This is a genomic window from Kribbella sp. NPDC050281, from assembly GCF_040655855.1.
In the GTDB taxonomy this organism is placed as follows: Bacteria; Actinomycetota; Actinomycetes; order Propionibacteriales; family Kribbellaceae; genus Kribbella.
Window position 1 is genome coordinate 274,844 of sequence record NZ_JBFAKS010000003.1, and the last position, 21,381, is coordinate 296,224.

At 69.4% G+C, this 21,381-nt stretch carries 25 protein-coding genes; 6 read left to right on the forward strand and 19 right to left on the reverse strand.

Annotated elements, in window-relative coordinates; genetic code table 11:
- The first annotated feature begins 63 nt into the window (after positions 1-63).
- Genes AB0I34_RS05580 through AB0I34_RS05590 form a run of 3 tightly spaced genes read left to right on the forward strand, consistent with a single transcriptional unit; the run spans position 64 to position 1,806 of the window.
- Positions 64-597: a hypothetical protein gene (locus AB0I34_RS05580; protein ID WP_360439880.1), complete on the forward strand. Its 534-nt coding sequence runs from the start codon at positions 64-66 to the stop codon at positions 595-597.
- A gap of 20 nt (positions 598-617) precedes the next feature.
- Positions 618-1,082, forward strand: a complete 465-nt coding sequence (locus AB0I34_RS05585; protein WP_360439883.1) for a PPOX class F420-dependent oxidoreductase — start codon at positions 618-620, stop codon at positions 1,080-1,082.
- 7 nt (positions 1,083-1,089) lie between these two features.
- The gene (locus tag AB0I34_RS05590) at positions 1,090-1,806 is read left to right on the forward strand and encodes a PIG-L family deacetylase (RefSeq protein WP_360439886.1); all 717 of its coding nucleotides are present in this window, start codon (positions 1,090-1,092) and stop codon (positions 1,804-1,806) included.
- Here the strand turns inward: AB0I34_RS05590 and AB0I34_RS05595 are convergent.
- The 13 genes from AB0I34_RS05595 to AB0I34_RS05655 all read right to left on the reverse strand — a co-directional run bounded on the left by AB0I34_RS05595 (position 1,803) and on the right by AB0I34_RS05655 (position 13,029).
- The gene (locus tag AB0I34_RS05595; protein ID WP_360439889.1) at positions 1,803-2,522 is read right to left on the reverse strand and encodes a GntR family transcriptional regulator; all 720 of its coding nucleotides are present in this window, start codon (positions 2,520-2,522) and stop codon (positions 1,803-1,805) included. The genes AB0I34_RS05590 and AB0I34_RS05595 overlap by 4 nt on opposite strands.
- 117 nt (positions 2,523-2,639) lie before the next feature.
- On the reverse strand, positions 2,640-3,584 hold the full coding sequence (locus tag AB0I34_RS05600; protein ID WP_360439892.1) for a zinc-binding alcohol dehydrogenase family protein: 945 nt from the start codon (positions 3,582-3,584) through the stop codon (positions 2,640-2,642).
- Positions 3,585-3,645: 61 nt separating this feature from the next.
- The gene (locus AB0I34_RS05605; RefSeq protein WP_360439895.1) at positions 3,646-4,545 is read right to left on the reverse strand and encodes an amidohydrolase family protein; all 900 of its coding nucleotides are present in this window, start codon (positions 4,543-4,545) and stop codon (positions 3,646-3,648) included.
- A 1-nt stretch (position 4,546) separates the two neighbouring features.
- The gene (locus AB0I34_RS05610) at positions 4,547-4,936 is read right to left on the reverse strand and encodes a cupin domain-containing protein (RefSeq protein WP_360439898.1); all 390 of its coding nucleotides are present in this window, start codon (positions 4,934-4,936) and stop codon (positions 4,547-4,549) included.
- Positions 4,933-6,492: an FAD-dependent monooxygenase gene (locus tag AB0I34_RS05615; protein ID WP_360439901.1), complete on the reverse strand. Its 1,560-nt coding sequence runs from the start codon at positions 6,490-6,492 to the stop codon at positions 4,933-4,935. Before AB0I34_RS05615 ends, AB0I34_RS05610 begins: the two co-directional genes overlap by 4 nt.
- A gap of 3 nt (positions 6,493-6,495) precedes the next feature.
- Positions 6,496-7,224 (reverse strand): SDR family oxidoreductase, encoded by a 729-nt coding sequence (locus AB0I34_RS05620; protein WP_360439904.1) that lies wholly within the window; start codon positions 7,222-7,224, stop codon positions 6,496-6,498.
- The gene (locus tag AB0I34_RS05625; protein WP_360439907.1) at positions 7,221-7,949 is read right to left on the reverse strand and encodes a GntR family transcriptional regulator; all 729 of its coding nucleotides are present in this window, start codon (positions 7,947-7,949) and stop codon (positions 7,221-7,223) included. Before AB0I34_RS05625 ends, AB0I34_RS05620 begins: the two co-directional genes overlap by 4 nt.
- Entirely contained in the window at positions 7,946-8,791 is an 846-nt protein-coding gene (locus tag AB0I34_RS05630) for a fumarylacetoacetate hydrolase family protein (RefSeq protein WP_360439910.1), read from the reverse strand. Before AB0I34_RS05630 ends, AB0I34_RS05625 begins: the two co-directional genes overlap by 4 nt.
- Positions 8,792-8,911: 120 nt before the next feature.
- Positions 8,912-9,307 carry a RidA family protein gene (locus AB0I34_RS05635; protein WP_360439913.1) on the reverse strand — a complete coding sequence of 132 codons (396 nt, stop codon included), beginning with the start codon at positions 9,305-9,307 and terminating at the stop codon, positions 8,912-8,914.
- A complete protein-coding gene (locus AB0I34_RS05640; RefSeq protein ID WP_360439917.1) occupies positions 9,307-10,395 on the reverse strand; it encodes an Ldh family oxidoreductase in 1,089 nt (362 codons plus the stop codon). The genes AB0I34_RS05635 and AB0I34_RS05640 overlap by 1 nt, the downstream gene beginning before the upstream one ends.
- Positions 10,396-10,402: 7 nt before the next feature.
- On the reverse strand, positions 10,403-11,182 hold the full coding sequence (locus AB0I34_RS05645; protein ID WP_360439919.1) for an ABC transporter permease: 780 nt from the start codon (positions 11,180-11,182) through the stop codon (positions 10,403-10,405).
- Positions 11,179-11,997 (reverse strand): ABC transporter ATP-binding protein, encoded by an 819-nt coding sequence (locus AB0I34_RS05650; RefSeq protein ID WP_360439922.1) that lies wholly within the window; start codon positions 11,995-11,997, stop codon positions 11,179-11,181. The genes AB0I34_RS05645 and AB0I34_RS05650 overlap by 4 nt, the downstream gene beginning before the upstream one ends.
- Before the next feature lie 9 nt (positions 11,998-12,006).
- A complete protein-coding gene (locus AB0I34_RS05655) occupies positions 12,007-13,029 on the reverse strand; it encodes an ABC transporter substrate-binding protein (RefSeq protein ID WP_360439925.1) in 1,023 nt (340 codons plus the stop codon).
- A gap of 437 nt (positions 13,030-13,466) precedes the next feature.
- Between AB0I34_RS05655 and AB0I34_RS05660 the strand changes: the two genes are divergently transcribed.
- Positions 13,467-14,783 (forward strand): histidine kinase, encoded by a 1,317-nt coding sequence (locus AB0I34_RS05660; RefSeq protein WP_360439928.1) that lies wholly within the window; start codon positions 13,467-13,469, stop codon positions 14,781-14,783.
- 1 nt (position 14,784) lies between these two features.
- On the forward strand, positions 14,785-15,441 hold the full coding sequence (locus AB0I34_RS05665; protein WP_360439931.1) for a response regulator transcription factor: 657 nt from the start codon (positions 14,785-14,787) through the stop codon (positions 15,439-15,441).
- 9 nt (positions 15,442-15,450) lie between these two features.
- Here the strand turns inward: AB0I34_RS05665 and AB0I34_RS05670 are convergent, their stop codons facing one another.
- Positions 15,451-16,002 (reverse strand): MarR family transcriptional regulator, encoded by a 552-nt coding sequence (locus AB0I34_RS05670; protein ID WP_360439934.1) that lies wholly within the window; start codon positions 16,000-16,002, stop codon positions 15,451-15,453.
- A 120-nt stretch (positions 16,003-16,122) separates the two neighbouring features.
- On the opposite strand from AB0I34_RS05670, the gene AB0I34_RS05675 reads away from it, so the two are divergent.
- Positions 16,123-16,791, forward strand: a complete 669-nt coding sequence (locus AB0I34_RS05675) for an NAD(P)H-dependent oxidoreductase (protein ID WP_360439937.1) — start codon at positions 16,123-16,125, stop codon at positions 16,789-16,791.
- A gap of 63 nt (positions 16,792-16,854) precedes the next feature.
- Here AB0I34_RS05675 and AB0I34_RS05680 read toward each other — a convergent pair whose 3' ends face one another.
- The 5 genes from AB0I34_RS05680 to AB0I34_RS05700 form a co-directional block, all read right to left on the reverse strand.
- A complete protein-coding gene (locus AB0I34_RS05680) occupies positions 16,855-17,697 on the reverse strand; it encodes a putative RNA methyltransferase (RefSeq protein ID WP_360439940.1) in 843 nt (280 codons plus the stop codon).
- 29 nt (positions 17,698-17,726) lie between these two features.
- Positions 17,727-18,581: an ABC transporter permease subunit gene (locus tag AB0I34_RS05685; RefSeq protein WP_360439943.1), complete on the reverse strand. Its 855-nt coding sequence runs from the start codon at positions 18,579-18,581 to the stop codon at positions 17,727-17,729.
- Complete coding sequence (locus AB0I34_RS05690; RefSeq protein ID WP_360439946.1) at positions 18,568-19,446, reverse strand: ABC transporter ATP-binding protein; 879 nt, start codon at positions 19,444-19,446, stop codon at positions 18,568-18,570. Before AB0I34_RS05690 ends, AB0I34_RS05685 begins: the two co-directional genes overlap by 14 nt.
- 94 nt (positions 19,447-19,540) lie before the next feature.
- The gene (locus AB0I34_RS05695; protein ID WP_360439949.1) at positions 19,541-20,584 is read right to left on the reverse strand and encodes a hypothetical protein; all 1,044 of its coding nucleotides are present in this window, start codon (positions 20,582-20,584) and stop codon (positions 19,541-19,543) included.
- Positions 20,585-20,764: 180 nt separating this feature from the next.
- Positions 20,765-21,379 (reverse strand): hypothetical protein, encoded by a 615-nt coding sequence (locus AB0I34_RS05700; protein WP_360439952.1) that lies wholly within the window; start codon positions 21,377-21,379, stop codon positions 20,765-20,767.
- Positions 21,380-21,381: the final 2 nt, after the last annotated feature.

A 21,381-nucleotide genomic window follows, 5' to 3' on the forward strand; every position in this document is an offset into this window, starting at 1 on the left:
AACACCTGTTCGATCATGTCAATGCGGGCGTCCACAGCCCTCGCGACAGCTAGAGTCCCGGGCATGCGACGGGTCGATCATCCGCGGTTCATCACCGCTGTGCAGCGGATCGAGGACAGTATCGACGCCGCCTGGCAGCGGTTCTGCGCCGATTCCGGCGTCCACCAAGGTACGCCGGACGAGCACGAACTGGCCGAGGTCGTACTGCAGGACACCTCCGAGTTCGCGTGGCGCGTGGTGGACGGTGCGCTCAAGCAGCTGACCTGTCCGGAATGCGGCTCCGGCCTGGGCGCAGGCCCGACCGGTTGCACGAGTTGCGACCGGGCCAACGGCTACCGGTTCGCCGCCCGCGAGGTGGACCGGCCCGACGTACCTGCGGGCAACGAGCATGCCATCCGGGTTGCCTCCGCCGTGGCCAGGACCAGGCACCGGTACTCACCCCGAGCCCGCGCCGGCTACGAGCTCCTCCTGCCCGATCTGCTCGACGGCGTACTCCCCACCACCCCGCAGGCGCAGCGCGCGAAGCACCTGATCAACCAGCTCACCGACGACGAACTGGAGCAACTGATCACCCTAGCGGACCTCCCCGTGCGCTGATCGAACATAGGGTGGGAGGCATGCCGAGGACCATTGCCACCAACACCAAGACCGATCTGGACGGACTGCTTGAGTTCGTCCGGCCCCGTCACCACATGCTGCTGATCACCACCCGCGCGGACGGTACGCCGCAGGCGTCGCCGGTGTCCGGTGGTGTCGACGGCGAAGGCCGCATCGTCATCTCGTCGTACCCGGAGCGGGCCAAGAGCACCAACGTGGAGCGCGACCCGCGGACCAGTGTGGTCGTGCTGTCCGACGAGTGGAACGGCGCGTGGGTGCAGGTGGACGGCCGGGGCGAGGTCATCCAGCTGCCGGACGCGGTGGAGCCCCTGGTCGACTACTACCGGTCGATCTCCGGTGAGCACCCCGACTGGGACGAGTACCGCGAGGCCATGCGGACGCAGGGCAAGTGCCTGATCCGCATCACCCCGGAACGCTGGAGTCCGATCGCGACGGGTGGGTTCCCGGCCCGGCTGGCCGACTGACCACGGGATGCGTACGGCGCTCGTAGTCCACGCCCACCCGGACGACGAGGTGTTCGCCACCGGCGCCGCGACCTGGGTGCTGAACTCCACCGGCTGGCGCGTCGTCCTCCGCGTCGCCACACCGGGCATGGGTACGGCGGCCGAGCGGCTGACCGGCTCCTGCGAGCTGCTCGGGATCGACGAATGGGACTGGCTCGGAGAGTCCGGTCAGTGGATCGACGACGGCGGCAGGAACGGACCGCGGACACTGGCGAGTGCTGACCAGGGCGAGGTCGCGGAAGCGGTCGAGAGGACCGTCCGCGACCTCTCGCCGGAGCTGGTGCTCACCGTCGGCAGCGACGGCCTCACCGGTCACCCGGACCACATCGCCGTCTCCCGGGCCGTGCAGCTCGCCGTCCAGGGACATCCATGCCGCACTCTGGGAGCCCGGCTGCGCGCCGAGGACGTCCGCGCCGGCGAGGATCTCGTGCGCCGACTGCTGCCGGACGAGCAGGTCGGCTCCGGACAGGTGGTCGGCTGCCCCGACAGCAGAGCCCTGGAGGAGATCTCCGGCGCACCCGAGCTGTCCCGACGCCGAGCGATGGACCAGTACTACGACGGTCTCGGGACCAAGGCTCTCCCCGAGCTCGTCACGACGTACGGCGGCCGCGGCGACGGGCTGCTCCTCCGAGCGGTCTTCGACGCCGCGGGGTGGCAGCAGGACCGGTTCGAAGTACTCGCCTAGGGCTTGGCGGAGCGGCGGGCCATCGTCTCGCTGATGCGCTGCATGGCGCCTTCCAGGTGGTCACGCAGCGCCGTCTCCGCGCCCTCCTCGTCGTGTGCGATGCACGCGTCCAGGATGGCCTGGTGCTCGCGCCGGGTCTGCTCGATCCGCGCCTTCGTCTGCCGGGAGCCGAACCGGTAGCGCTCGCTGTTCTGCCAGACCGGCTCGATCGCTCGCGGCAGCCACCGGGATCCGCCGGCCCGGTAGATGGCGAAGTGGAACTCGGTATGAGCCTGCCGGGATGCGATGTTGTCGCCGAGCTTCGACAGCCGCACGTGCTCGGCCAGCGCGTCGCGGGCCTGGGTCGCGTCCGAGTCGGCGAACCGGGTCGCGGCCGCCCGGACCGCCAGCGTCTCCAGGGAGAGCCGGGTCTGGTGCGTGTCGCGCAGATCCTCCATCGAGAGCTCACGCACCCACGCGCCCTTGTGCGGCACGATCTCGACCAGTCCGAGGGCCGCCATCCGCCGCAGTCCTTCGCGGATCGGCATCTGGCTCATGTCCAGCCGCTTGGCGAGCTCCTCCAGGCGGAGCGCCGTACCACTCGGGAGCTCACCGGAAAGGATCAGTTCGTGCAACTCGGCGGCGGCTTCTTCGGCGAGAGTACGACGGCCGGTCGGTCCCCCAGGTGTGAGCTCGAGTCGTCGGGTCATCGGGTACGGGCTGCCTCTCTCCTTCATCGCAGACAAGCTCTGGGAGGTAACCGTATCCGCCACCGGGTGATCTCGGGCATTCCGACAACAGATTGCCCAGCCCGGGGCATCACCGGTCCAGGCCAGGCAGCCTAGATCAGGCAGTCAGTTCAGCGTCGTCAAGTCCAGCAGAACGCGTCCGCCGATCGTCGAACCGTCCAGAACCTCGCCCACGCGGTCCGCCGCCACCAGTTCGGCGTCCACTCTGGGGTGCGCGAGCGCGATGTCCGCCAGCGCCTGGCCGACCGCACCGGGCTCGAGGGTGGTCCGCTGGACGTTCACCGGCAGCACCCGCAGGTCCCGACCGATCAGCTGGTGCAGGTCGATGGTGGTGAACTCGCCGGCCTTGTAACCGAGTACGGCGATCCGTCCACCGGGAGTGATGTGTCCGAGCACTCCACTGGTCACCGGACCGCCGACGGTGTCGATCGCGGCGTCGCACCACTGCAGCTCGCGGCCGACCTGCCCCAGCTCGTCCACCCGGACGATCTGGTCGACCAGCCCGGACACCGCATCGACGGGCTCCCCGGCCCAGGCCAGCCCGATCACCCGCGACGCACCAGCCGACCGCGCCACCGCAGCGCACAGTCGCCCGACCAGTCCGCCGATCCCGGTGATGACTACCGACTCACCCTCGAGTACGCCCGCTACCCGCCGTACTGCAGTGTGGGCGGTCAGCGCGGGAGTCAGCAGGCTCACTGCGGCCGCAGGCTCCAGCCCAGCAGGCAGACGATGTACGGCGGCGTCCGGTACGACGGCGTACCTGCCCCAGAGGCCCTGCCTGGTGACGCCGACGCCCTCGCCGCGGATCACCACCGGAGTCCCTGCCTCGTGGAGGGCAGAGCCAACCACGACACCGGCACCCTCTGAGCCCGGAACGAACGGCTGGGTCGGCTGCTTGCCGGCCACCACCGACCGGTCCTGCTGGGTCACGGCGGCAAGCCGCATCTCGACCAGCGTCTCCTCTGGCCCCGCGACCAGTTCGATGTCCTCGGTCTTGAACTGCAGTCCCGGCCCATGACTTCGTAGGACCGGCCCCCGTACGTTCATGCCTCTACCCCGTTCACGATTTGATATCTGATCACACCCACGCTCTGACGAAGAGCGCGTCTCACTGAGCGACAACCTCCTGAGCCAGCGGCCGGGTCAGCTCGTCGGCCGCGGTCGCCCGCGCGGCCACGATCGAGTCACTGCCCATCGGAAACGGCCAGTCGCTCCCGGCCAGCACCCGCTCCGCCCCGAAGGTCTTCCCGAGCAGCTCCAGCATCCCCTCGTCGTGCACCACGTCGTCCACGTAGAACCGGCGCAACGCGTCGACCACCGGCAAGGAGGGCGCGACGATGCCCGGCCGCGCCTGGTCGATCCCGCGCTGCCACCGCCCCGCCACCGCTGCCGTCACCCCACCCCCATGGCACAAACAGAACCGGATCCCCGGAAACCGGCCCACCACATCCGCGAAGACCAGTGACGCCGCGGCCAGGCCGGTCTCGTACGGATTCCCCAGCAGGTTCGTCAAGTAGAACGACTGGAGGCGCTCGTCGCCACTGTGGCCCGGGTGAACAAGAGTGAAAGCCTCGATTTCGTGCAGCACCCGCCACACCGGGTCCAGTCCGGCGTAGCTCGGCGTACCCAGGGCGAAGCCGCCGAAGACGCCCTCACCGGCCAGCGACGCGGCGACAGACGGCGCCTCGGCATCCAGCAGCGGCAGGTGGCCCAGCACGCGCAACTGCGGTGTGGCGAGCTCCCGAAGGCCCTGGTTGACCAACTCGGCCCACTCGACGCCGGCGTCGTACCGGAACAGGGCAGGCGGCACGGACACGACCGCGCCGTCCAGGTCCTGCTCGTCGATCCAGTGCAGCAGTGCGGCCGGGTCTGCCAAACGCTTGAGCGGCAGCCTCTCCTCGTCGACCACCAGCGAGCCGCTGTCGACGGCCAGCCCGAACTCACCCTTGTGCGCCGCCGACAGGACGGTCGGCGGTATCAGGTGGGTGTGGATGTCCCAGCCACCCATGTCAGCGGGCGTCCTCGTCGTTGTCGTAGAACGACGGGCGCTCCGGATAGTGCGGCCCGTCGTACACCTCCAGCAGGATCGAGGTCTCCTCGGCCCGGGTCGGACCGTGCACCACACCCTTGGGGTTCCAGTAGAAGCTGCCCTTGGTCAGCATGGTCCCGGTCGGCAGGTACACGTACCGCCCGGACAGGCAGAACATGAACTGGTTCGACGCGTGCTTGTGCTCCGAGGGGATCCCGGACCCCTTCTCGAACCGCACCAGTGCGATCGACGCCTCGGTCTCCGGGTCGCGCCACAGCATCTTGTGCGACAGCCCGGCGAGCGACTTCTCCACCCAGTCCAGGTCGTCCGTCTGCAGCAACACCTCCCGCAGCGACTCGTCGAAGCTCACGGGACCTCCCGGCCGGTCACATGTGTGTACAGCTCCTCGGCCACGCCGGCGGCCATCGGAGCCACCGCGGCGATGTGCCCATCCGGCCGGACCAGTACGACGCTCTCCGCGGGTACGCCGTACCTGTTCGTGGCAATGCTGCCCGGGTCGAACAGGGACCGGTCCCTGAGACCAGAGTCGTGCGGCGCGTCCCAGCGGGAGACGGCGTAGTGCTTCAACGCCGGCGAGTCGTTGACCGGGATGTCCGGACGACGCCGTACGTCGGTGAAGTACAGCGCGACGAACGAGTCGCGGCACAGGTCGTGGATCGTCACGCGACCGGTCGGACTCTGCAGCACGAGGTCAGGCGCTCGGTCACCGGCCCGTACGGCTGGAGGGGCTGCGGCGGTGGCCACCATCGACCAGTCCCCTGTGCCCTCCACGTCCAGCCGGACGCTGAGCAGCGTGCGGTTGTACGCCGTCGCCCAGTCGCCCGCGGTCTCGGTGACGGCACCACGCTGGTGCGACATGTACATGCGGGCGGCCTCGGCCATCTCACCCGAGCCGTTGATCGCCACCGGGCGCTGCTCCTGCTCGTAGCCGTCCAGCAACGACGGATCGGCCCAGCCGCGCAGTACCCAGGCCAGCCGCCACGGCAGGTTGGACGCGTCCAGAGCACCCGTGTTCAGGCCCAGCGCCCACATCGGGGTGATCAGGTGTGCCGCATCGCCCATCAGGAACACCCTGCGGTCCGCAGTCCACTGCTCAGCGACCCGGTGGTGCACGTTGTAGACGACCGAGCCCATCAGCTCGATCCGGTCCACCTCGCCGATGAACTGCTTGACCTTGACCAGCATGTCCTCGTCGCTCGGCGGCTCCGTCCCCGGGCCGAGCGGGAACAGGAACCGCCAGTTGTCCGGCTGCCGGATCAGCACCATCCACTCGGACTTGTCCGCGAAGTACGCCAGGTACGGGTAGTCGCGAGCGTTGTCCACATCCAAGTCGACGATGACGTCGATCAGCATGTACCGCTCGGGCAGGGTCTCCCCCACCACCTTCACACCGAGCGCATCCCGGATCTTGCTGCGGCCACCGTCACACGCGAGCAGGTGCGACGCCTCCAGCTCACGCGGCCCGTCCGGGGTCTCCACGCGCAGTACGACGCGGTCGTCGCGCACCTCGAACGACGTCATCCGGTGCCGGGTCAGGACCGGCTGCGGCAGCGCGGCCGCGAGGATCGGCTCCATCTTCTGCTGCGGCAGGTTGATGACGAACGGGAACTGGGTGTCGTTGACCAGCTCGGCCAGCTGCACCGAGGCCCGCGGCGTGTTGGTGGCCCGGTCGATGTCACCGATCTCGTCGATCCGTAAGGCGGCTGCCAGGATGCCGTCGACGGCGCCGTACCGGTTCCAGATCTCCAGGGTCCGGCTGAGCGTCGTCCCGGCCTTGGTGTCGGAGGACAGTACGGCGTCCTCCTCGAGCAGCACGAACGGGACACCGTAGTGGGCCAGCCCGAGGGCCGTCGTCAGGCCGATCGGTCCGGCACCCACCACCGCAACAGGCAGCTGATCAGTCACACATCACTCCACAAAGCTCGTGAGCTTGGCAAAGGCACGTTCCCGGGTCAGCATCGACCCGGTCATCGCCGCAGCGTCGGACAGCAGGAACAGCAACGGGCCGACCACGTCCTCGGGGTCGCCGATACCTATGGTGTCGCGCCAGTGGTCCCGGTCCGCACCGGCGTTCGCACCGCGGAACTGCTCGGTGTCGATCACCCCCGGCGAGACCACGTTCACCCGGACCCGGTGCTCGGCCACCTCCGCGGCCAGCGACTTGGCGAAGGCGACCAGCGCCGCCTTGCTCGACGCGTACGCCGACGCACCCGGATAACCGCTGGCGGCCATGCCGGATGTGAACACGACCACCGATCCCGACCGCCGCGCCACCAGATGCGGTACGACGGCCTGACACACCCAGACCACGCCGTCGAGGTTGACCTGAAGGGCGCGGGCCCACTCGGCCGGATCCGTGTCCAGCACCTGCGACCGCGGTTGCACTGCCGCTCCGGCGACCAGACCGTCGATCCGCCCGTGCCGGGTCAGCACCGACGCGACGGCCGACTCCACCGCCGACCGGTCGGCCACGTCCACCTCGACGTACTCCACGGCGGCGTCGGCCGGCTTCACGACATCGAAGACGACCGCCGTCCCACCACATGCGTTGACAGCCGCGGCCAGCGCCGCACCGATGCCCTGCGCGCCGCCGGTGATCACCACCACCTCGCCGGTCGCGTCGAAGCGCACCTTCATGACGTCTCCTTCTGCTTCGACGGGCCGTGCTGATTCCCCTCGGCCCGCCTCGTCATGGTCTCGGTGATCCGCTGGAACGCGCCGGCCAGATGGTTGCGCAGGGCCCGCTCCGCCGCATCCGAGTCGCGGGCGACACACGCGTCCAGGATGGCCTGGTGCTCCTGCCGGTTGCGCTCGATCAGGAAATCGGTCGGCCGGCTGCCGAACCGGTACCGCTCGCTGTTCTGCCAGACCGGCTCGATCGCCCTGGCCAGCCACTGCGAGCCGCTGGCCCGGTAAAGGGTGAAGTGGAAGTCCGCGTGCGCCTGCCGAGCGCCGATCGAGTCCTCTGCCCGCGACAACCGCAGGTGCTCGGCCAACGCGGCCGCGGCCCGCTGGAAGTCTCCGTCGGCGAACCGTTCCGCCGCCGCACGCACCGCCAGGCTCTCCAGAGCCAGCCGGGTCTCGTGCGTGTCCCGCAGATCCTCCAGCGACAGGTCGCGGACCCACGCACCGCGGTGCGGGATGATCTCGACCAGTCCGAGCGCCTCCAGCCGCCGGAGCCCTTCCCGCACCGGCATCTGACTCATCTCAAGCCGGTTCGCCAGCTCCACCAGGCGCAACGGCGTACCGCTGGGGAGCTCTCCGGACAGGATCAGCTGGTGCAGTTCGGCGGCGGCATGTTCCGCGAGGGTACGACGGCCGCCGCGTCCGCCGCCGGGCAACAGCTCGAGGGGGCCGGTCATGACAGCACCTGCCGGACGACGGTGTTGCGCAACTCGCCGATCTTGTCTGCCCGCCTCACCACGACGTCGCCTTCCTGCAGGAACACCTGCGGCTCCCGCGCGTTGCCGATGCCTGCCGGTGTGCCGGTCAGCAGCAGGTCGCCTGGCCGCAGTGTCATACCGAAGGACAGCTCGCTGATCAGAGTCGCGATGTCGAACGCCATCTGGCGCGTCGACGCGTCCTGCCGCACCTCACCGTTCACCAGGCACTGCAGCCGCACGTCCTGCGGATCTCCCAGCTCGTCAGCCGTAACGATCCACGGGCCGAGCGGCATGGTCGCGTCGATGCTCTTCCCCTTCAGCCACTGCCCGCCGTGCGCCCGTTGCAGGTCGCGCTGCGACACGTCGTTGGCCAGGGTGTAACCCCAGACATGGTCGAGCGCCTGGTCGACCGGGATGCTCCGCCCGGTCTTGCCGATCACCAGCGCGACCTCTGCCTCGTAGTCCCACTTGACCGAGACCGCCGGATCCCACGCGATGTCGTCGTACGGGCCGATCACCACATCCGGGCCCTTGGTGAAGAACGTCGGGTGCTTCGGCCGATCCACGTCCTGGCCCTCGCGCTTGCCCGTGCTCTCCTCGAAGTGGTCCCAGTAGTTCCACCCGGTGCACAGGATGTCGCGGCGGAATCGCCGCAACGGCGGCCGCAGCAACCCCTCGGAGTAAGGGATCTTCTCCCCCGTCGGCACGGCGCCGGCCTCGATCACCGCCGTCAGGTCCGTTGCCTCCAGCAACAGGACCGAGTCTCCGTCGAGCACGCCCGGCCGCTCCTGGCCGGCGTGCTCCACCATCACGTACCGCATCTCAGGTCCACTCGACGCCGCGCATCAGATCCCCCCAACTCATCCACGTCCTCGCTTCGCTCCGGGCGCGGATGAGGCACGAAACGGGGCTGTGCTTGATGATGAACTCGCTTCGCTCGTTCATGAGATCACCGCGATCGCGTTGATCTCGATCAGGTAGTCAGGGTGCGCGAGCTTGCTGACCTCGACCATGGTCGAGGCCGGCAGCGGTTCGGCGAAGTACTGCGCCCGGATCTCGTGGATCTTGGCGAAGTCCTCCATGTTGCGCACGTACACGTCCACCCGGCAGACGTCGGCGAGTGTGCCGCCGGCGGCCCGGACCGCCGCCTGCACGTTCTCCAGCACCTGCCGCGTCTGCTCCCGGATGTCGCCGGCGCCGGCGATGCTGCCGTCCGGACGGCGGGCGGTCATCCCCGAGACGAACACCAGTCGCCCCGTCGCCTCGATCGTGGTGGCCTGTGAGAACACGCCGTTCGGGCTGTGCAGCGTGTCCGTCGAGATCTGCTTCTTCGGCATCAGCTCAGTACCCCTCCCGCCGGAACGACAGCACCGACCGCCCGTGCGGCCGCCAGCAGCGCGTCCAGCCCCGACCTCTCGATCAGTACGCCGTGCCGCCGCTGGTGTGCTGCCCGTTCCGCCTCGATCTCCCCCGGCAGGTACAGCCGGTTCACCCCCGGTGCGGTCGCACTGCCGCGCACCCGCGCGGCCAGCCCGGACGAGCGCCGCCGGAAACTCTCCACCCCGCCCATCAACTCCGGGTCGATGGCCAGGAACAGATGCGCGCAGTCGTTCGGCCGGTCCGGCTCCCGGTACAGCGGGCGGACCTGGTCACCCCAGCCGCCACCGCTCAGTACGCCGGTCAGGACGTCGATCATCAGCGCCAGACCGAAACCCTTGTGCCCGGCGGCGGGCAGCAGCATGCCCAGGACGGCCTCTTCCGCATCGCTGGTCGGTGTGCCCGACGGGTCGGTGGCCCAGGTTTCCGGGATCGGCCGTCCGGCCGACGCGGCCAGCCGGATCTTGCCCAGGGCAACGGCCGACAGGGCCATGTCGAGCACGATCTCCACCCCGGCCGAGGTGGGCACGGCGATCGCCAGCGGGTTGTTGCCGACGATCCGCTCGGCGCCACCGGGCGCGGGCATCAGCGGCGTGGTGTTGGACATCGCCACGCCGATGCATCCCGCCTGCGCGGCCTGCATGGCCCAGCGGCTGGCCGCACCGAAGTGGTGCGCGTTGCGGACCGACACCAGGCCGAGGCCGTAGCGGCCGGCGCGCTCGATCGCATGGCCCATCGCCTGTGGGCTCGACAGCTGCCCCATCCCGCCGCGCGCGTCCACGACCATCGCCGCACCCGCGTCGTACAGCATGTCGAGCTCGCGTTCCCGGGTGACACCGCCGGCGTTGAGGCGCTCGACGTACATCGGGACGAGCATGATGCCGTGCGAACTTACTCCGCGTAAGTCCGCCTCGACGAGGGCCGCGGCGATCTTGGTGGAGTCGGCCGGGTCGAAGCCGAGCGCGGTGAAGACGGCCGAGACGGTGGCTTCCAGCCAGGCAGGCCGGACCAGGACCCGGCGGTCGGCGTCGGAGGCTTGTGCGGTCACCGGGCGCTCACCGCGATTCCTGCGCCCAGGGCAGGAACAGGTGCTCCAGCAGCACCAGGATGTAGAACAAGACGATGCTCAGGATGCTGAGCAGGGTGATCGCGGCGAACGCCAGCGGCGTGTCCGCACTCGCGCCCGACTGGTAGATCACGTAGCCAAGGCCGTGGGTCGTGCCAACGAACTCGGCGATCACCGAACCGATCACCGCCAGCGAGATCGCCACCTTCAGGCCGGTGAACATCTGCGGCATCGCGTAGCGCAGCCGCAGCTTGAAGAACTCCTGCGCCCGGCTCGCATTCAGCGACCGGAGCAACTCGACCAGCTCGATCGGCGTCGATTTCATCCCCTGTGCGGTCGAGATGACGATCGGGAAGAAACAGACCAGCAGCACCATGACCACCTTCGGCCACTGACCGAAGCCCATCCAGACCACCAGCAGCGGAGCGATCGCGACCTTCGGGATCGCGTTCACCATCAGCAGCAGCGGGTACACGAGCCGCTCCAGCAGCACCGACCGGACGATCAGCAGCGCGATCGGTACGCCGACCACGATCGCCAGCAGGAAGCCCTCGACCGTCTCCAGGATCGACGTCCCGGTCTCGGTCAGTAGGTACGACGGCTGGTCCTTGAAGCTGATGACGACGTCCTTCGGACTCGGCAGCAGGTAGGACTCGATCCCGAACACGATCGTGGCCAGCCACCACAGCGCGATCGCACCGGCCAGGCCGATGATCGGCAGCAGCACCGCCGCGACCGGCGAGTCCTTCAGCCAGGACCGTTTGGTCATCGCGGCCGCACCTCGTCCACCTGCCGCGGCGCCGGCTCGTCAACCGGCGCCACCTTCTCCGCGAGCAGACCGTGCAGCAGTCCGCTGATCCGCGCGACCTCGGTCAGGTGTGCGTTCTGGCCCAGGGTGCGCGGGCGCGGGATGTCGATGTCGACGACCTCGCGCAGCCGGCCCGGCCGCGGGGTCAGCACGACCACCCGGTCGGCCAGCAGCACGGCCTCCTCGATCGAGTGGGTGACGAAGACGATCGTCGTGTCCAGCTCCATCTTGATCCGCTGCAGCTCGTCGGACAGCTCGGTCCGGGTGAGCGCGTCGAGCGCGGAGAACGGCTCGTCCATCAGCATCACCTGCGGGTCGCGGATCAGCGACCGGCACAGTGAGACGCGCTGCTGCATGCCGCCGGACAGCTCGTGCGGCAGCCGCCGCTCGAATCCGGTCAGCCCGGTCAGCTCCAGCAACTCGTAGGCCCGGTCGCGGTACGCCGCCCGGCCCCGATCGCCGTCGCCGCCGTCGATCTCGATCGGCAGCATGACGTTCGACAGCACCGACCGCCACGGCAGCAGCGCCGGCCGCTGGAACATGAACGAGACGTCGCGGCGCGGACCGGTGACGGGGTCGCCCGCCACCCGGACCGTGCCGGACGTCGGTGAGATCAGTCCCGCGATCAGCCGGAGCAGGGTGGACTTGCCACATCCGGACCGGCCGATCAGCGTGACGAACTCGTTCTGCTGGACGTGCAGGTCGATCTCCTCGAGGGCCGTGACCTGGCCCTCGCGCCCGTCGAAGACCTGCCCCACACCGTCCAGCCGGATCATCGACGGGATTCAGCTCTTCGGCGCGAGGTCGATGCTGACGACGTCCTCGGACTTGACCGAACCCGCGGGCGTGATCGCGCCGGCCTCGTCCAGCAGCTTCAGGATGGTCTGCACCCGCTGCGGGTCGACCGAGCCGAGCGGGTCGTTGAAGCCGTCCGGCTTGACGTACGGCTTCATCAGCTTGAGCTCTTCGGTGGCGACGCCGAGGTCGGTCTGCGGCACGTACTTCTTCAGGATCGCGGCGGCCGCGGCCGGGTCGTCGATGGTGTCCTGCAGGCCCTTGAGCAGCGCGGCGGTGAACTTCTTCACCTGGTCCGGGTGGTCCTTGGCCAGGTCGGTCCGGGTGATGATCGCGTTGCCGTACAGGTCCGGCAGTACGTCGCCGTAGGGCAGGACGACGGCCTTGCGGTGCTTCGGGTCCGCCTTCTCGACCAGCGGTACGCCGACCACGAACTGTCCGATCGCCGGCACCTTCCCGGACGCGAGCAGCTGTGGCAACGCCGGCGGCGGGGACGGGATGAAGTCGGTCTTGTCGGCGGGAATCTTGGCCGCCTTGGCGTAGACCGGGAACATCACCGTGTTGGTCGAGCCCGGCTGGTCGCCGACGGACTTGCCGACCAGGTCCTCCGGCTTGGTGATGCCGTAGCCCTCCAGCGAGACGATCGCGGCCAGCGAGCGCTGGTGGATCATCCCGACCGTGGTCACCGGCAGCTTCTGCTTGCCCAGGGTGATGACGGCGCCGGTGAAGTCACCGATGCCGTAGTCGGCCTGACCGCCGGCCACCAGCTTCATCACGTCGACCGTGCCGGAGCCCGGGTTGATCGTGACATCGAAGCCGGCGTCCTTGAAGTAGCCCTTCTCCAGGGCCACGTAGGCGTAAGCCTCCCGGCCGAAGGTGTTGAAGGAGGTCAGATAGCTGACCTTCGTCAGGCCAGTGTCGGCCTGCTTTCCCTCATCGTCGTTGTTGCACGCGCTGACCAGGGCGAGCCCCAGGACCGCCACCAACGCGATGACGGAACGCCTCAACCTCATATCGACCTCTCTCGTCCGATATTTGATCAAACATCAAATTCAGAAAGGTGGTCAATCGGCCTTTGGGGACTTCACCGGGACTTTACGTCCCCGTGCCAGGTCCCCGCAGAGCCCTTCGGCCACCCGTCCTGGAGCCATTCCCCCTACCCGTCCTGTCTAGGACCGGCATCCCGCCCCGACCACAGACCGTACCTGCCCGGACAGCAGATCGCGACGGCCGCAGGCTCCGAAACCGTCCGTGCGGTGTCAAATTTGTGTAAACCGTCAGTTTCGAGTGACGCACGGCACGTAACCGGAGCCATGACCCAGCCATGACCCAGCCATGACCCAGCCATGTCCCAGGGTCGAGCGGCACGTCGCGGTCCTCACTCCCCGGAGGGAGGTCTCCGGCTCCCCGGAGGGAGGTCTCCGGACCGGGCGTTTGACACCATGGAGGGGTGGCGAACGGGCTGGTGCGCGGATCGGCGCGTCCCGTGCGTGGGGCGCCGGCCCTGCTGCGTGCGGTCACCAGCCTCGGCCGGGCGTCGACGTACCTGCGCTGGGTCTACCTCCTGCTGGGCGCGGCCCTGGTGCTCGCGTTCATCCTGGTGGACAGCGCGCTGGTCGCGGTGGCCCAGGATCTCCAGCTGCCGAAAGTTGCCATCGGCATCGTCATCGCGGTGATCGCGGCCGGTCCGCCGATCGCCCTCGGCGTGCTGCCCGCGGTTCGCGAGGTCGAGGGGATCGCGGTCGAGTCGCTGCTCGGCGTCCGGTTCGAGGAGCGGCCGCTCGGTCCGGCGCGGACCTGGCCGCAGCGCCGTCGGACGGCGAGCTGGTTCTGCCTGCACCTGGTCGCGGGCGGCGCGGTGGGCGTTCTCAGCACGATCGTGTTCGGCGTCGGAGCGATCTGGCTCGCGGTGCCGTTCCGCTCCCCCGGTACCCGGGACATCGTGCCGGGCTGGACATACGAGATCACTGGCGGCTGGGGCGATCTGTGGCTGCCGGCCGCGGCCGTGGGCGGGATCGTCGGCCTGTTCCTGCTCTCCGCCGCCGTGGGTGCCCTGCTCGCCCACCTGGCCCCGCGCGTGCTCGGGCCGACCGCCGCGGAGCGCATCGAGCTGCTCGAGCGCCGTACGGCGACACTTGCCGAGCGCAACCGTCTGGCCCGGGAGCTGCACGACAGCGTCGGGCACGCGCTCAGCCTCGTCACGATCCAGGCTGCCGCGGCGCGCCGGGTGCTGGCGACCGATCCGGAGTTCGCCGAGACGGCGCTGGCCGCGATGGAGACGTCCGCCCGGTCCGCGCTGGCCGAACTCGACCACGTGCTCGGACTCCTGCGCGACGACCGGCGCCCGGGGTCGCAGACGACGCCGCAGTCGACCCTCGGCGACCTCGACCGGTTGGTCGACGCCACCCGGGCCGGCGGCATCACGGTCGACGTACGGCGGGAGGGCGACCTGGAACGGCTGCCCGCGGCTGTCTCTCGGGAGGCGTACCGGATCGTCCAGGAGGGCCTCACCAACGCGATCCGCCACGCCGGTCACCGTGCCGGCGAGCTCACGATCGACCTCTCGATCCGGCTGGACGGTTCCGGTCTCCGCCTCGAGCTGACCAACCCGGTCAGTGGTACGTCGGACCACGCGGGCGGTGGCCGTGGCCTGGCCGGTATCCGTGAAAGGGTCGCCGTACTGCAGGGCACCGTGGCAGCAGGTCTGGACGGGCCTCTCTGGCGGCTGGCCGTGACCTTGCCGGTCGCCGTGACGACGAAGGGATGACATGAACCTGTCGGTGGTCGTGGTCGACGACGAGCCGCTGATCCGCAGCGGTCTGCGCGCCATCATCAACGCCGAGCCCGACCTCACGGTGGTGGGCGAGGCCGGCGACGGCGCGGAGGTGCTGCCGGTCGTCCGCCGTACCGGTGCCGACGTGGTGCTGATGGATGTCCGGATGCCCGCTGTCGATGGGATCCAAGCGACCCGGTTGCTCCTGGAGAACCTCGACCCCGCGCCGCGTGTGCTGGTGGTGACGACGTTCGAGAACGACGACTACGTGTACGACGCCCTGCGCGCGGGAGCCTCCGGGTTCCTGCTCAAGCGGACGCCGCCGGACGACATCATCGCGGCGATCCGTACAGTCGCCGGGAGCGAGTCACTGCTGTTCCCCGAGGCGATCCGCGCGCTGGCCCGGGCCCACGCGGGAGGGCAGTCGCCGCGACCGACCGGCTTGGACGAATACCAGCTGACCGAACGGGAGCAAGAGGTACTCCGTCTGATGGCGCGCGGACTGTCGAACGCGGAGATCGCCACCGAACTCATCCTCGGCCTGCAGACGGTCAAGACCCACGTGGCGAACGTCCTCGCCAAGCTGAACGCCCGGGACCGCACCCAGGCCGTCATCCGGGCCTACGAGTCGGGCTTCGTCCCGCTGCACTGACCTGACCGGTCAGGTGTCGGCCGGGTTCACGTTCTCGTCGGCGAGGACACAGGCGTTGTGCAGCGGGTCGACGGTGTCGGCCTTGACCGCCACACGCTGCAGGAGCATCCGGAAGCTGGCGCGCTCGGAGTCCTCCAGACTGCCGAGGACCTCCTCCTCGGCCGTCGCAAGTCGCTGCTCCAGCTCACACAAGGTCTCCCGGCCCTGCTCGGTCGCCACGATCAGCCGCGCCCGGCGATCGGCCGGATCCGGCTGTCGCTGGACCAGGCCGGCCTTCTCCAGGTCGTCCAGCAGGTAGGTCATCACGGTCCGGTCCACGCCGAGCTGGGCCGCGAGGTCGAGCTGCCGCTTCGGGCCCTCCCCATGCGCGGCCGCCAGCACCTGGTAGCCGCGTGGGCCGCCCGGTACGTCGTCGAGCACCGCGGCGGCCGTCTTGGCGTACCGCCGGAAGACGACGCCCAGCGCCCAGCCGAGGTCCGTCTCGACCGGCGCACCGCTGGCAGTCCGGTGGGGCGCTCCTCTGGCTGCCCGGCTCCCGACGTCGGGCGAAGTACTGGTCACGCCCCCATCGTACGTGGTGTACGCCACTCGGAATACGATCTGGCTTGAATATGTTCTGCTTAACAGATTATCTTCAGGACAGCTCGTATGAGCCGCCCCCAATCTGATGGAGATGAACGAATGACCACCCTGTTACGCGTCGACGCCAGCATCCGGGTCGAAGGATCGGTGAGCCGCGCTCTGGCGGACAGCGCCGAGGCGGCCTGGAAGGCGGAGCACCCGGACGGCATCGTGGTCCGCCGCGATCTCGGGTTGCACCCGCTGCCGTCGACCATCTGGCCGACGCTGGCCGCCGCGCAGGTGGGCGCCGAGCCCGCCGACGGCGCCCACCGCACCCCGCTCGCCGAGGCGAAGGCCCTCGCCGAGCAGCTCGCCAACGAGGTCAAGACCGCGGACGCCATCCTGCTCGCCGTCCCGCTGTACAACTACGGCATCGCCAACAACGTGAAGACCTGGATCGACCTGTTGCTGATCGACCCGGAGCTGGTCCGCGGCACCGGTGGGACGGCGGGCCGGCCGGTCATCCTCACCCTCGCCCGCGGCGGCGGCTACAGCCCCGGCACCCCGAAGCACGGCTGGGACCACGCCACGCCGTACCTGGAGCGGGTCTTCGCGGACATCTTCGGCATGAACATCCGTACCGCCGCCGCCGAATTCACCCTGGCCCCGGTCACCCCGGGCATGGAGGAGCTCGTCGACGCGTCCAAGGTCTCCGAATCCGAGGCCCGGGTCACCGCTGAGCAACACGGCACCGTGGTGGCCCGCGAGCTCATCGGCAACGCGGCCTGACCTCCACGCGTCGTGCTCGCCTGACCGCGAGCCTGGTGCGGTGCCGTGCTAGCCGGCACCGGATCAGGCGACCTGCCAGGTCGACAGCGTGACCGACAGCGTGACGATCGAGGGTTCGGGCAGTACGGCGATCCGTTGCGCCAGCTCGCGATAGTTCAGATGACGCGCACTCGGCGTCATCAGCACCAACTGCTCCACCGCACCCCGGTCGAGCCGCATCGTCTCCTCGACGACTTCCCGGCCGGTGTTCACGAACGCACCGGCGAGTGATTCCCGCAGCCGGCGCTCCTTCTCCTCGTCGACCGTCACGAGCCCCAGTACGCCGACCAGTTCGGCGAGGTGCTCCTGATTCGGTGTCACCACCAGGAGCGAACCGCCGGGCGCGAGGACCCGGGCCATCTCGGCGGCGTTGCGCGGCGCGAACACGTTCAGCATCAGGTGCGCGGAGTTGTCCAGCAGCGGCAGCTGCTGCCACGCGTCGCACACCACGGATCCGATCCGCCGATCCACCTTGGCCGCGCGGCGGGCGGCGTACCTGGAGACGTCCAGGGCGAGGCCGCGACGGGCGGCTGAGGCACCCACGACACCGGCGAGGTAGTAGCCGGTGCCGGCGCCGACCTCGACGACCAGTTCCTGGCCGTCCGGCCGCAGGCTCGCGGCGGCGCTGAGGATCAGCGCGTCCCGGATCGGGGTGTAGTGGCCGCCGCCGAGGAAGACCGTCCGGGCACCGACCATCGCGGCCGAGTCGCCGTCGATCCCGGTGGATGCCGAGGGCAACAGATTGAGGTAGCCCTGCTTGGCCAGGTCGTACGTGTGCCCTTGCGGGCAGCGCGCCGTACGGTCGGTCAGGGCGAGTGCGTCCGCGCAGACGGGACAGCGCAGTACGGCGACCAGGTCGGCATCCACCGACCCAGTGTCTCAGTCCCCCGGGTGGGTCAGGTGATGTCCCGGCTGGTGAGGCGCGCCCAGGCGGCCGTATAGAAGACGACCAGGTAGGCGGCCTGCACGAGCAGGTTGCGGACGATCTCATGCCAGTACGGCGGATCTCGGAGCAGGTCGGCGAACGACTGCCACCGGTACATCAGCAGCCACGGATGGATCGCGTGCAGCTGCGGAATCGCGGTCATGATGCCGAGCACGATGAACGCGCCGAAGGTCGCCGCCATCGCGGCCAGCGGGGTCGACGTCAGCGACGAGACGAAGAGGCCGATTCCGGCCAGCCCGAGCAGCGACAGCGAGATCACCACAGCGATCAGGAGGGCACGCAGCAGGCCCTCCGCCAGCGAGACCGTCGTACCGGACAGCAGGAGTACGTCGCCGACCGGGAAGAGAACGAAGCCGACGATCAGCCCGGAGATCCAGATCGTCATCGTCGCGGCCAGGCAGAACACCGCGAGCGCGACCATCTTCGCCGCGAGCAGCCGGCTGCGCCCGGCCGGTGCGGTGAGCATGGTGCGCAACGTGCCGAGGCTGGCCTCACCGGCGAGGGACTCGCCCGAGATCACGGTCACCGCGGTCGGCAGGAAGAACGGCAGTGAGAGGCCGAGGCTCGCGACGATCAGGAACAGGCCGTTGCCGGCGACCTGACCGAGGAACCCCTGGGCGTCGCCGTCGGAGCCGGAGAGCTTGATCGCGATCCCGATCAGCAGCGGGACCGCGGCGAGGACGCCGAGTCCGGCCTGCGTACGGGCCCTGCCGAAGACCAGGCGCAGCTCCGAGCGGAACAGACCGAGCGTGTGCCGGCCCGCCGTCACCCTCCGGCCGTCCTCGACAGTGCTACTCAGCGACATCGAACCCCTCCCCCGTGAGCGCGACGAAGGCCTCCTCCAGGCTGGGGCGTTCCAGCCCGAAGCCATGGATGCGAACATCGGCGGCGACCAGGGCCGCCGCGAACTTGTCGATCGGGAGGTCGCCGGAGTCGCCTTCGACGGTCTCCTCGGTGGTCTTCAGATCGGTGGCGCCGAGGCTCTTGAGGGTCTCGGCTGCCTGCGCGAGGTCCGGCGTACGGACGACCAGACGCGGACGGAGCTCGGCGCGCAGGTCGGCCACGGTCGACTGGCGGACGAGTTTGCCACGGCTCATCACGGCCGCGTGGGTGCAGACCTGCTCGACCTCGGCCAGCAGGTGGGTCGAGGTGAAGACCGTGGTGCCGTCGCTCGCCAGCTCGCGAATCAGGTTCCGGACCTCGCGGGTGCCTTGCGGGTCGAGGCCGTTGGTCGGCTCGTCGAGCACCAGCAGGTCGCGACGCTGCATCAACGCGACCGCGATCGCGAGCCGCTGGCGCATACCGAGCGAGTAGGCCCGGACTTTCTTGCCTGCGGCATTGGACAGACCGACCCGCTCGAGGGCTTCGGCCGCGCGCGCCTTACGCGTGCGTGGGTCAGCGGTCCGGTCGGCCGCGTCGAAGCGCAGCAGGTTCGCCTGTCCGGTCCAGAACGGGTAGAACGCCGGCCCTTCGACCAGCGCGCCGACCCGCGGCAAGACCCTCAGCTGGGCCTTCGGCATCGATTCGCCGAGCAGCTCGACCGACCCCGAGGTCGGCGCGATCAGCCCCAGCAGCATCCGGATGGTCGTCGTCTTCCCGGACCCGTTCGGCCCGAGGAACCCGAACACGCTCCCCGCGGGGACCTCCAGGTCCGCGGTGTCCACCGCCACCTGGCCACCCCGGAAACGCTTCGTCAGTCCCCGCGTGACGATGGGTGGGGCGGCCGATGCCGCGGGGGGCGGCGGCTCCTGCGGGGTCGTCACGTCAGCGGGGAGCCTTGGCTGCGGCGGCCTGCAGGGTGTCGGGGGTGACCAGACCGGCGAACACGCGGCCGTCGTCGGTGATCAGGGCGCTGACCATCTTGCTGGTCAGGATCTTGCCCTTACCCCAGGAACCCTCGACCGTACGAGCGTTGGCGAGCAGCTGGTCGACCGGGCCGTTGCCGGTGGTCTTCACGCCGCGGACCATCACCACGCTCTCCCAGCCCGTGCCGATCACGGTCGGCTTGTCGCCGCTCTGGGCCGGCGCCTTCTCACCCTTCGGCCCGACCGCCGTCGGCGGCTTCACCGGGTGCGGGGCCTCGCGCGTCGCGGGCACCTTCTTGTCCGTCACCTTCACACCCTTCGGCGGGGTGAAGGTGAACGTGCTCGCCGCCGGTACGTCGAAGGACACCGAGGAGAAGCCGAGTTCCACGGCCGGGTCGTTGCCGGTCCGCGGCATCACGGTCACGTCGAGCGGGACCCACGTCTTCGAGTCGATCGCCAGCGTCACCGAGCCGACCGTCGTACGGTCCGTCTTCGGCACCAGGCGCAGCTTGTAGGCGTCCCGGCCGGCGACCTTCTCCGTGCCGCTCACCTCGACCTTGGTGGTCGGGTCGATCGCGTCCAGGAACTGCTTCGCGACCGCCTGCGGGTCGTAGTTCTGCGGCGCGGCCTTGGGCTTGTCCGGCTTCGCGGAGCGCGCCGGCAGCGTCAGCTTGACGGCCTCACGCCGGGACGAGTCGTACGCCCAGGCGGACTTGCCGTCGGTCGTCCAGACCCGCTCGGCCTGGTTGTCCAGGACGGACACCCGGGCCTTGTCCGGGGTCGCGAAGGCGACGCGGGCGGTGTGCTGACCGCTGAGCAGCTCGGAGACAGGGTTGCCGCCCTCGACCCCTGGGATCGCGGGCAGGCCGAGATCCGCGGAGGAGCGGACCGTGCCGCTCAGGCCGTCGACCTTGGCCGTCTGCACCTTGGCGAGCAGATCCTGCGCCGTGATGCCGGGCAGCTTCGGGGAGGCGTCCGCGACCACTGGCCCCAGTGCCCCCACACCTGCCACTACCGCGATTGCCGTGACCGGAACCAACCACCGTCGACTGCGCTGCGTTACGCCCATGTAGTCAAGACTCGCACCGCGTCGCGGCGGAACCAAGAGGTCTCAGGGTGGGTTCACCCAAAAGAGTGAGCCGCATCTACGACCTGGGTCGTACGCGGGGCCTCGTCCGACGGCTCAACGGCTCTGCAGCGCGTCCAGCGCCACCGTCATCGCGGCGGCCACGCGGAAGTCGAGGCGCTGGTCCTGGACCGTGATCCGGTAGCGGTCCCGGACCGAGAGCCTGCGCTCCACCGACAGTACCGGCTGACCGCTGTTCACGTCGGTGAAGTCGAAGTGGAAGATGAAGGGCAGCGGGATCTCGCCGATGAACGGCACGAAGTCCCAGATCCGGCGGACGATCGCGATCGTGGGGTTACGCTCCGTCCCGCTCGAGAGCACCTGGCCGGCGCTCAGCTGCCAGCTGGACCGCAGCAGGCTCTTGCCGAACTCCTTCTTGAACCAGCCGATCGGCCGGCCCTCGGCGTCCGTCACGTCGTACCCCGAGCTCAGGTCGATCGCCTTGCGCGCCTTGAACGAGAACACCGGCCGGGTCTTGGTGTCGTCGGTGTAGAACGTGACCTGCTCCTTGAACGCCATCCGCTTCTGCTGCGCGAACGCCAGCAGCGGCCCGTCCGAGCCGTCCGGGTTGGTCGTGATCAGCTCGTACTTGTTCGCCATCATCGTGACCCGCTGCTTCATCGAGAACGCGGGCACGTACATGGCGGCTGGGCCCTCAGGAGGAACGGTCATGT

Coding starts and splice junctions, on each gene's coding strand:
- AB0I34_RS05580 (WP_360439880.1), top strand. CDS start 64: ATGCGACGGGTCGATCATCCGCGGTTCATCACCGCTGTGCAGCGGATC.
- AB0I34_RS05585 (WP_360439883.1), top strand. CDS start 618: ATGCCGAGGACCATTGCCACCAACACCAAGACCGATCTGGACGGACTG.
- AB0I34_RS05590 (WP_360439886.1), top strand. CDS start 1,090: ATGCGTACGGCGCTCGTAGTCCACGCCCACCCGGACGACGAGGTGTTC.
- AB0I34_RS05595 (WP_360439889.1), bottom strand. CDS start 2,522: ATGAAGGAGAGAGGCAGCCCGTACCCGATGACCCGACGACTCGAGCTC.
- AB0I34_RS05600 (WP_360439892.1), bottom strand. CDS start 3,584: ATGAACGTACGGGGGCCGGTCCTACGAAGTCATGGGCCGGGACTGCAG.
- AB0I34_RS05605 (WP_360439895.1), bottom strand. CDS start 4,545: ATGGGTGGCTGGGACATCCACACCCACCTGATACCGCCGACCGTCCTG.
- AB0I34_RS05620 (WP_360439904.1), bottom strand. CDS start 7,224: ATGAAGGTGCGCTTCGACGCGACCGGCGAGGTGGTGGTGATCACCGGC.
- AB0I34_RS05625 (WP_360439907.1), bottom strand. CDS start 7,949: ATGACCGGCCCCCTCGAGCTGTTGCCCGGCGGCGGACGCGGCGGCCGT.
- AB0I34_RS05630 (WP_360439910.1), bottom strand. CDS start 8,791: ATGCGGTACGTGATGGTGGAGCACGCCGGCCAGGAGCGGCCGGGCGTG.
- AB0I34_RS05635 (WP_360439913.1), bottom strand. CDS start 9,307: ATGCCGAAGAAGCAGATCTCGACGGACACGCTGCACAGCCCGAACGGC.
- AB0I34_RS05645 (WP_360439919.1), bottom strand. CDS start 11,182: ATGACCAAACGGTCCTGGCTGAAGGACTCGCCGGTCGCGGCGGTGCTG.
- AB0I34_RS05650 (WP_360439922.1), bottom strand. CDS start 11,997: ATGATCCGGCTGGACGGTGTGGGGCAGGTCTTCGACGGGCGCGAGGGC.
- AB0I34_RS05655 (WP_360439925.1), bottom strand. CDS start 13,029: ATGAGGTTGAGGCGTTCCGTCATCGCGTTGGTGGCGGTCCTGGGGCTC.
- AB0I34_RS05665 (WP_360439931.1), top strand. CDS start 14,785: ATGAACCTGTCGGTGGTCGTGGTCGACGACGAGCCGCTGATCCGCAGC.
- AB0I34_RS05675 (WP_360439937.1), top strand. CDS start 16,123: ATGACCACCCTGTTACGCGTCGACGCCAGCATCCGGGTCGAAGGATCG.
- AB0I34_RS05685 (WP_360439943.1), bottom strand. CDS start 18,581: ATGTCGCTGAGTAGCACTGTCGAGGACGGCCGGAGGGTGACGGCGGGC.
- AB0I34_RS05700 (WP_360439952.1), bottom strand. CDS start 21,379: ATGACCGTTCCTCCTGAGGGCCCAGCCGCCATGTACGTGCCCGCGTTC.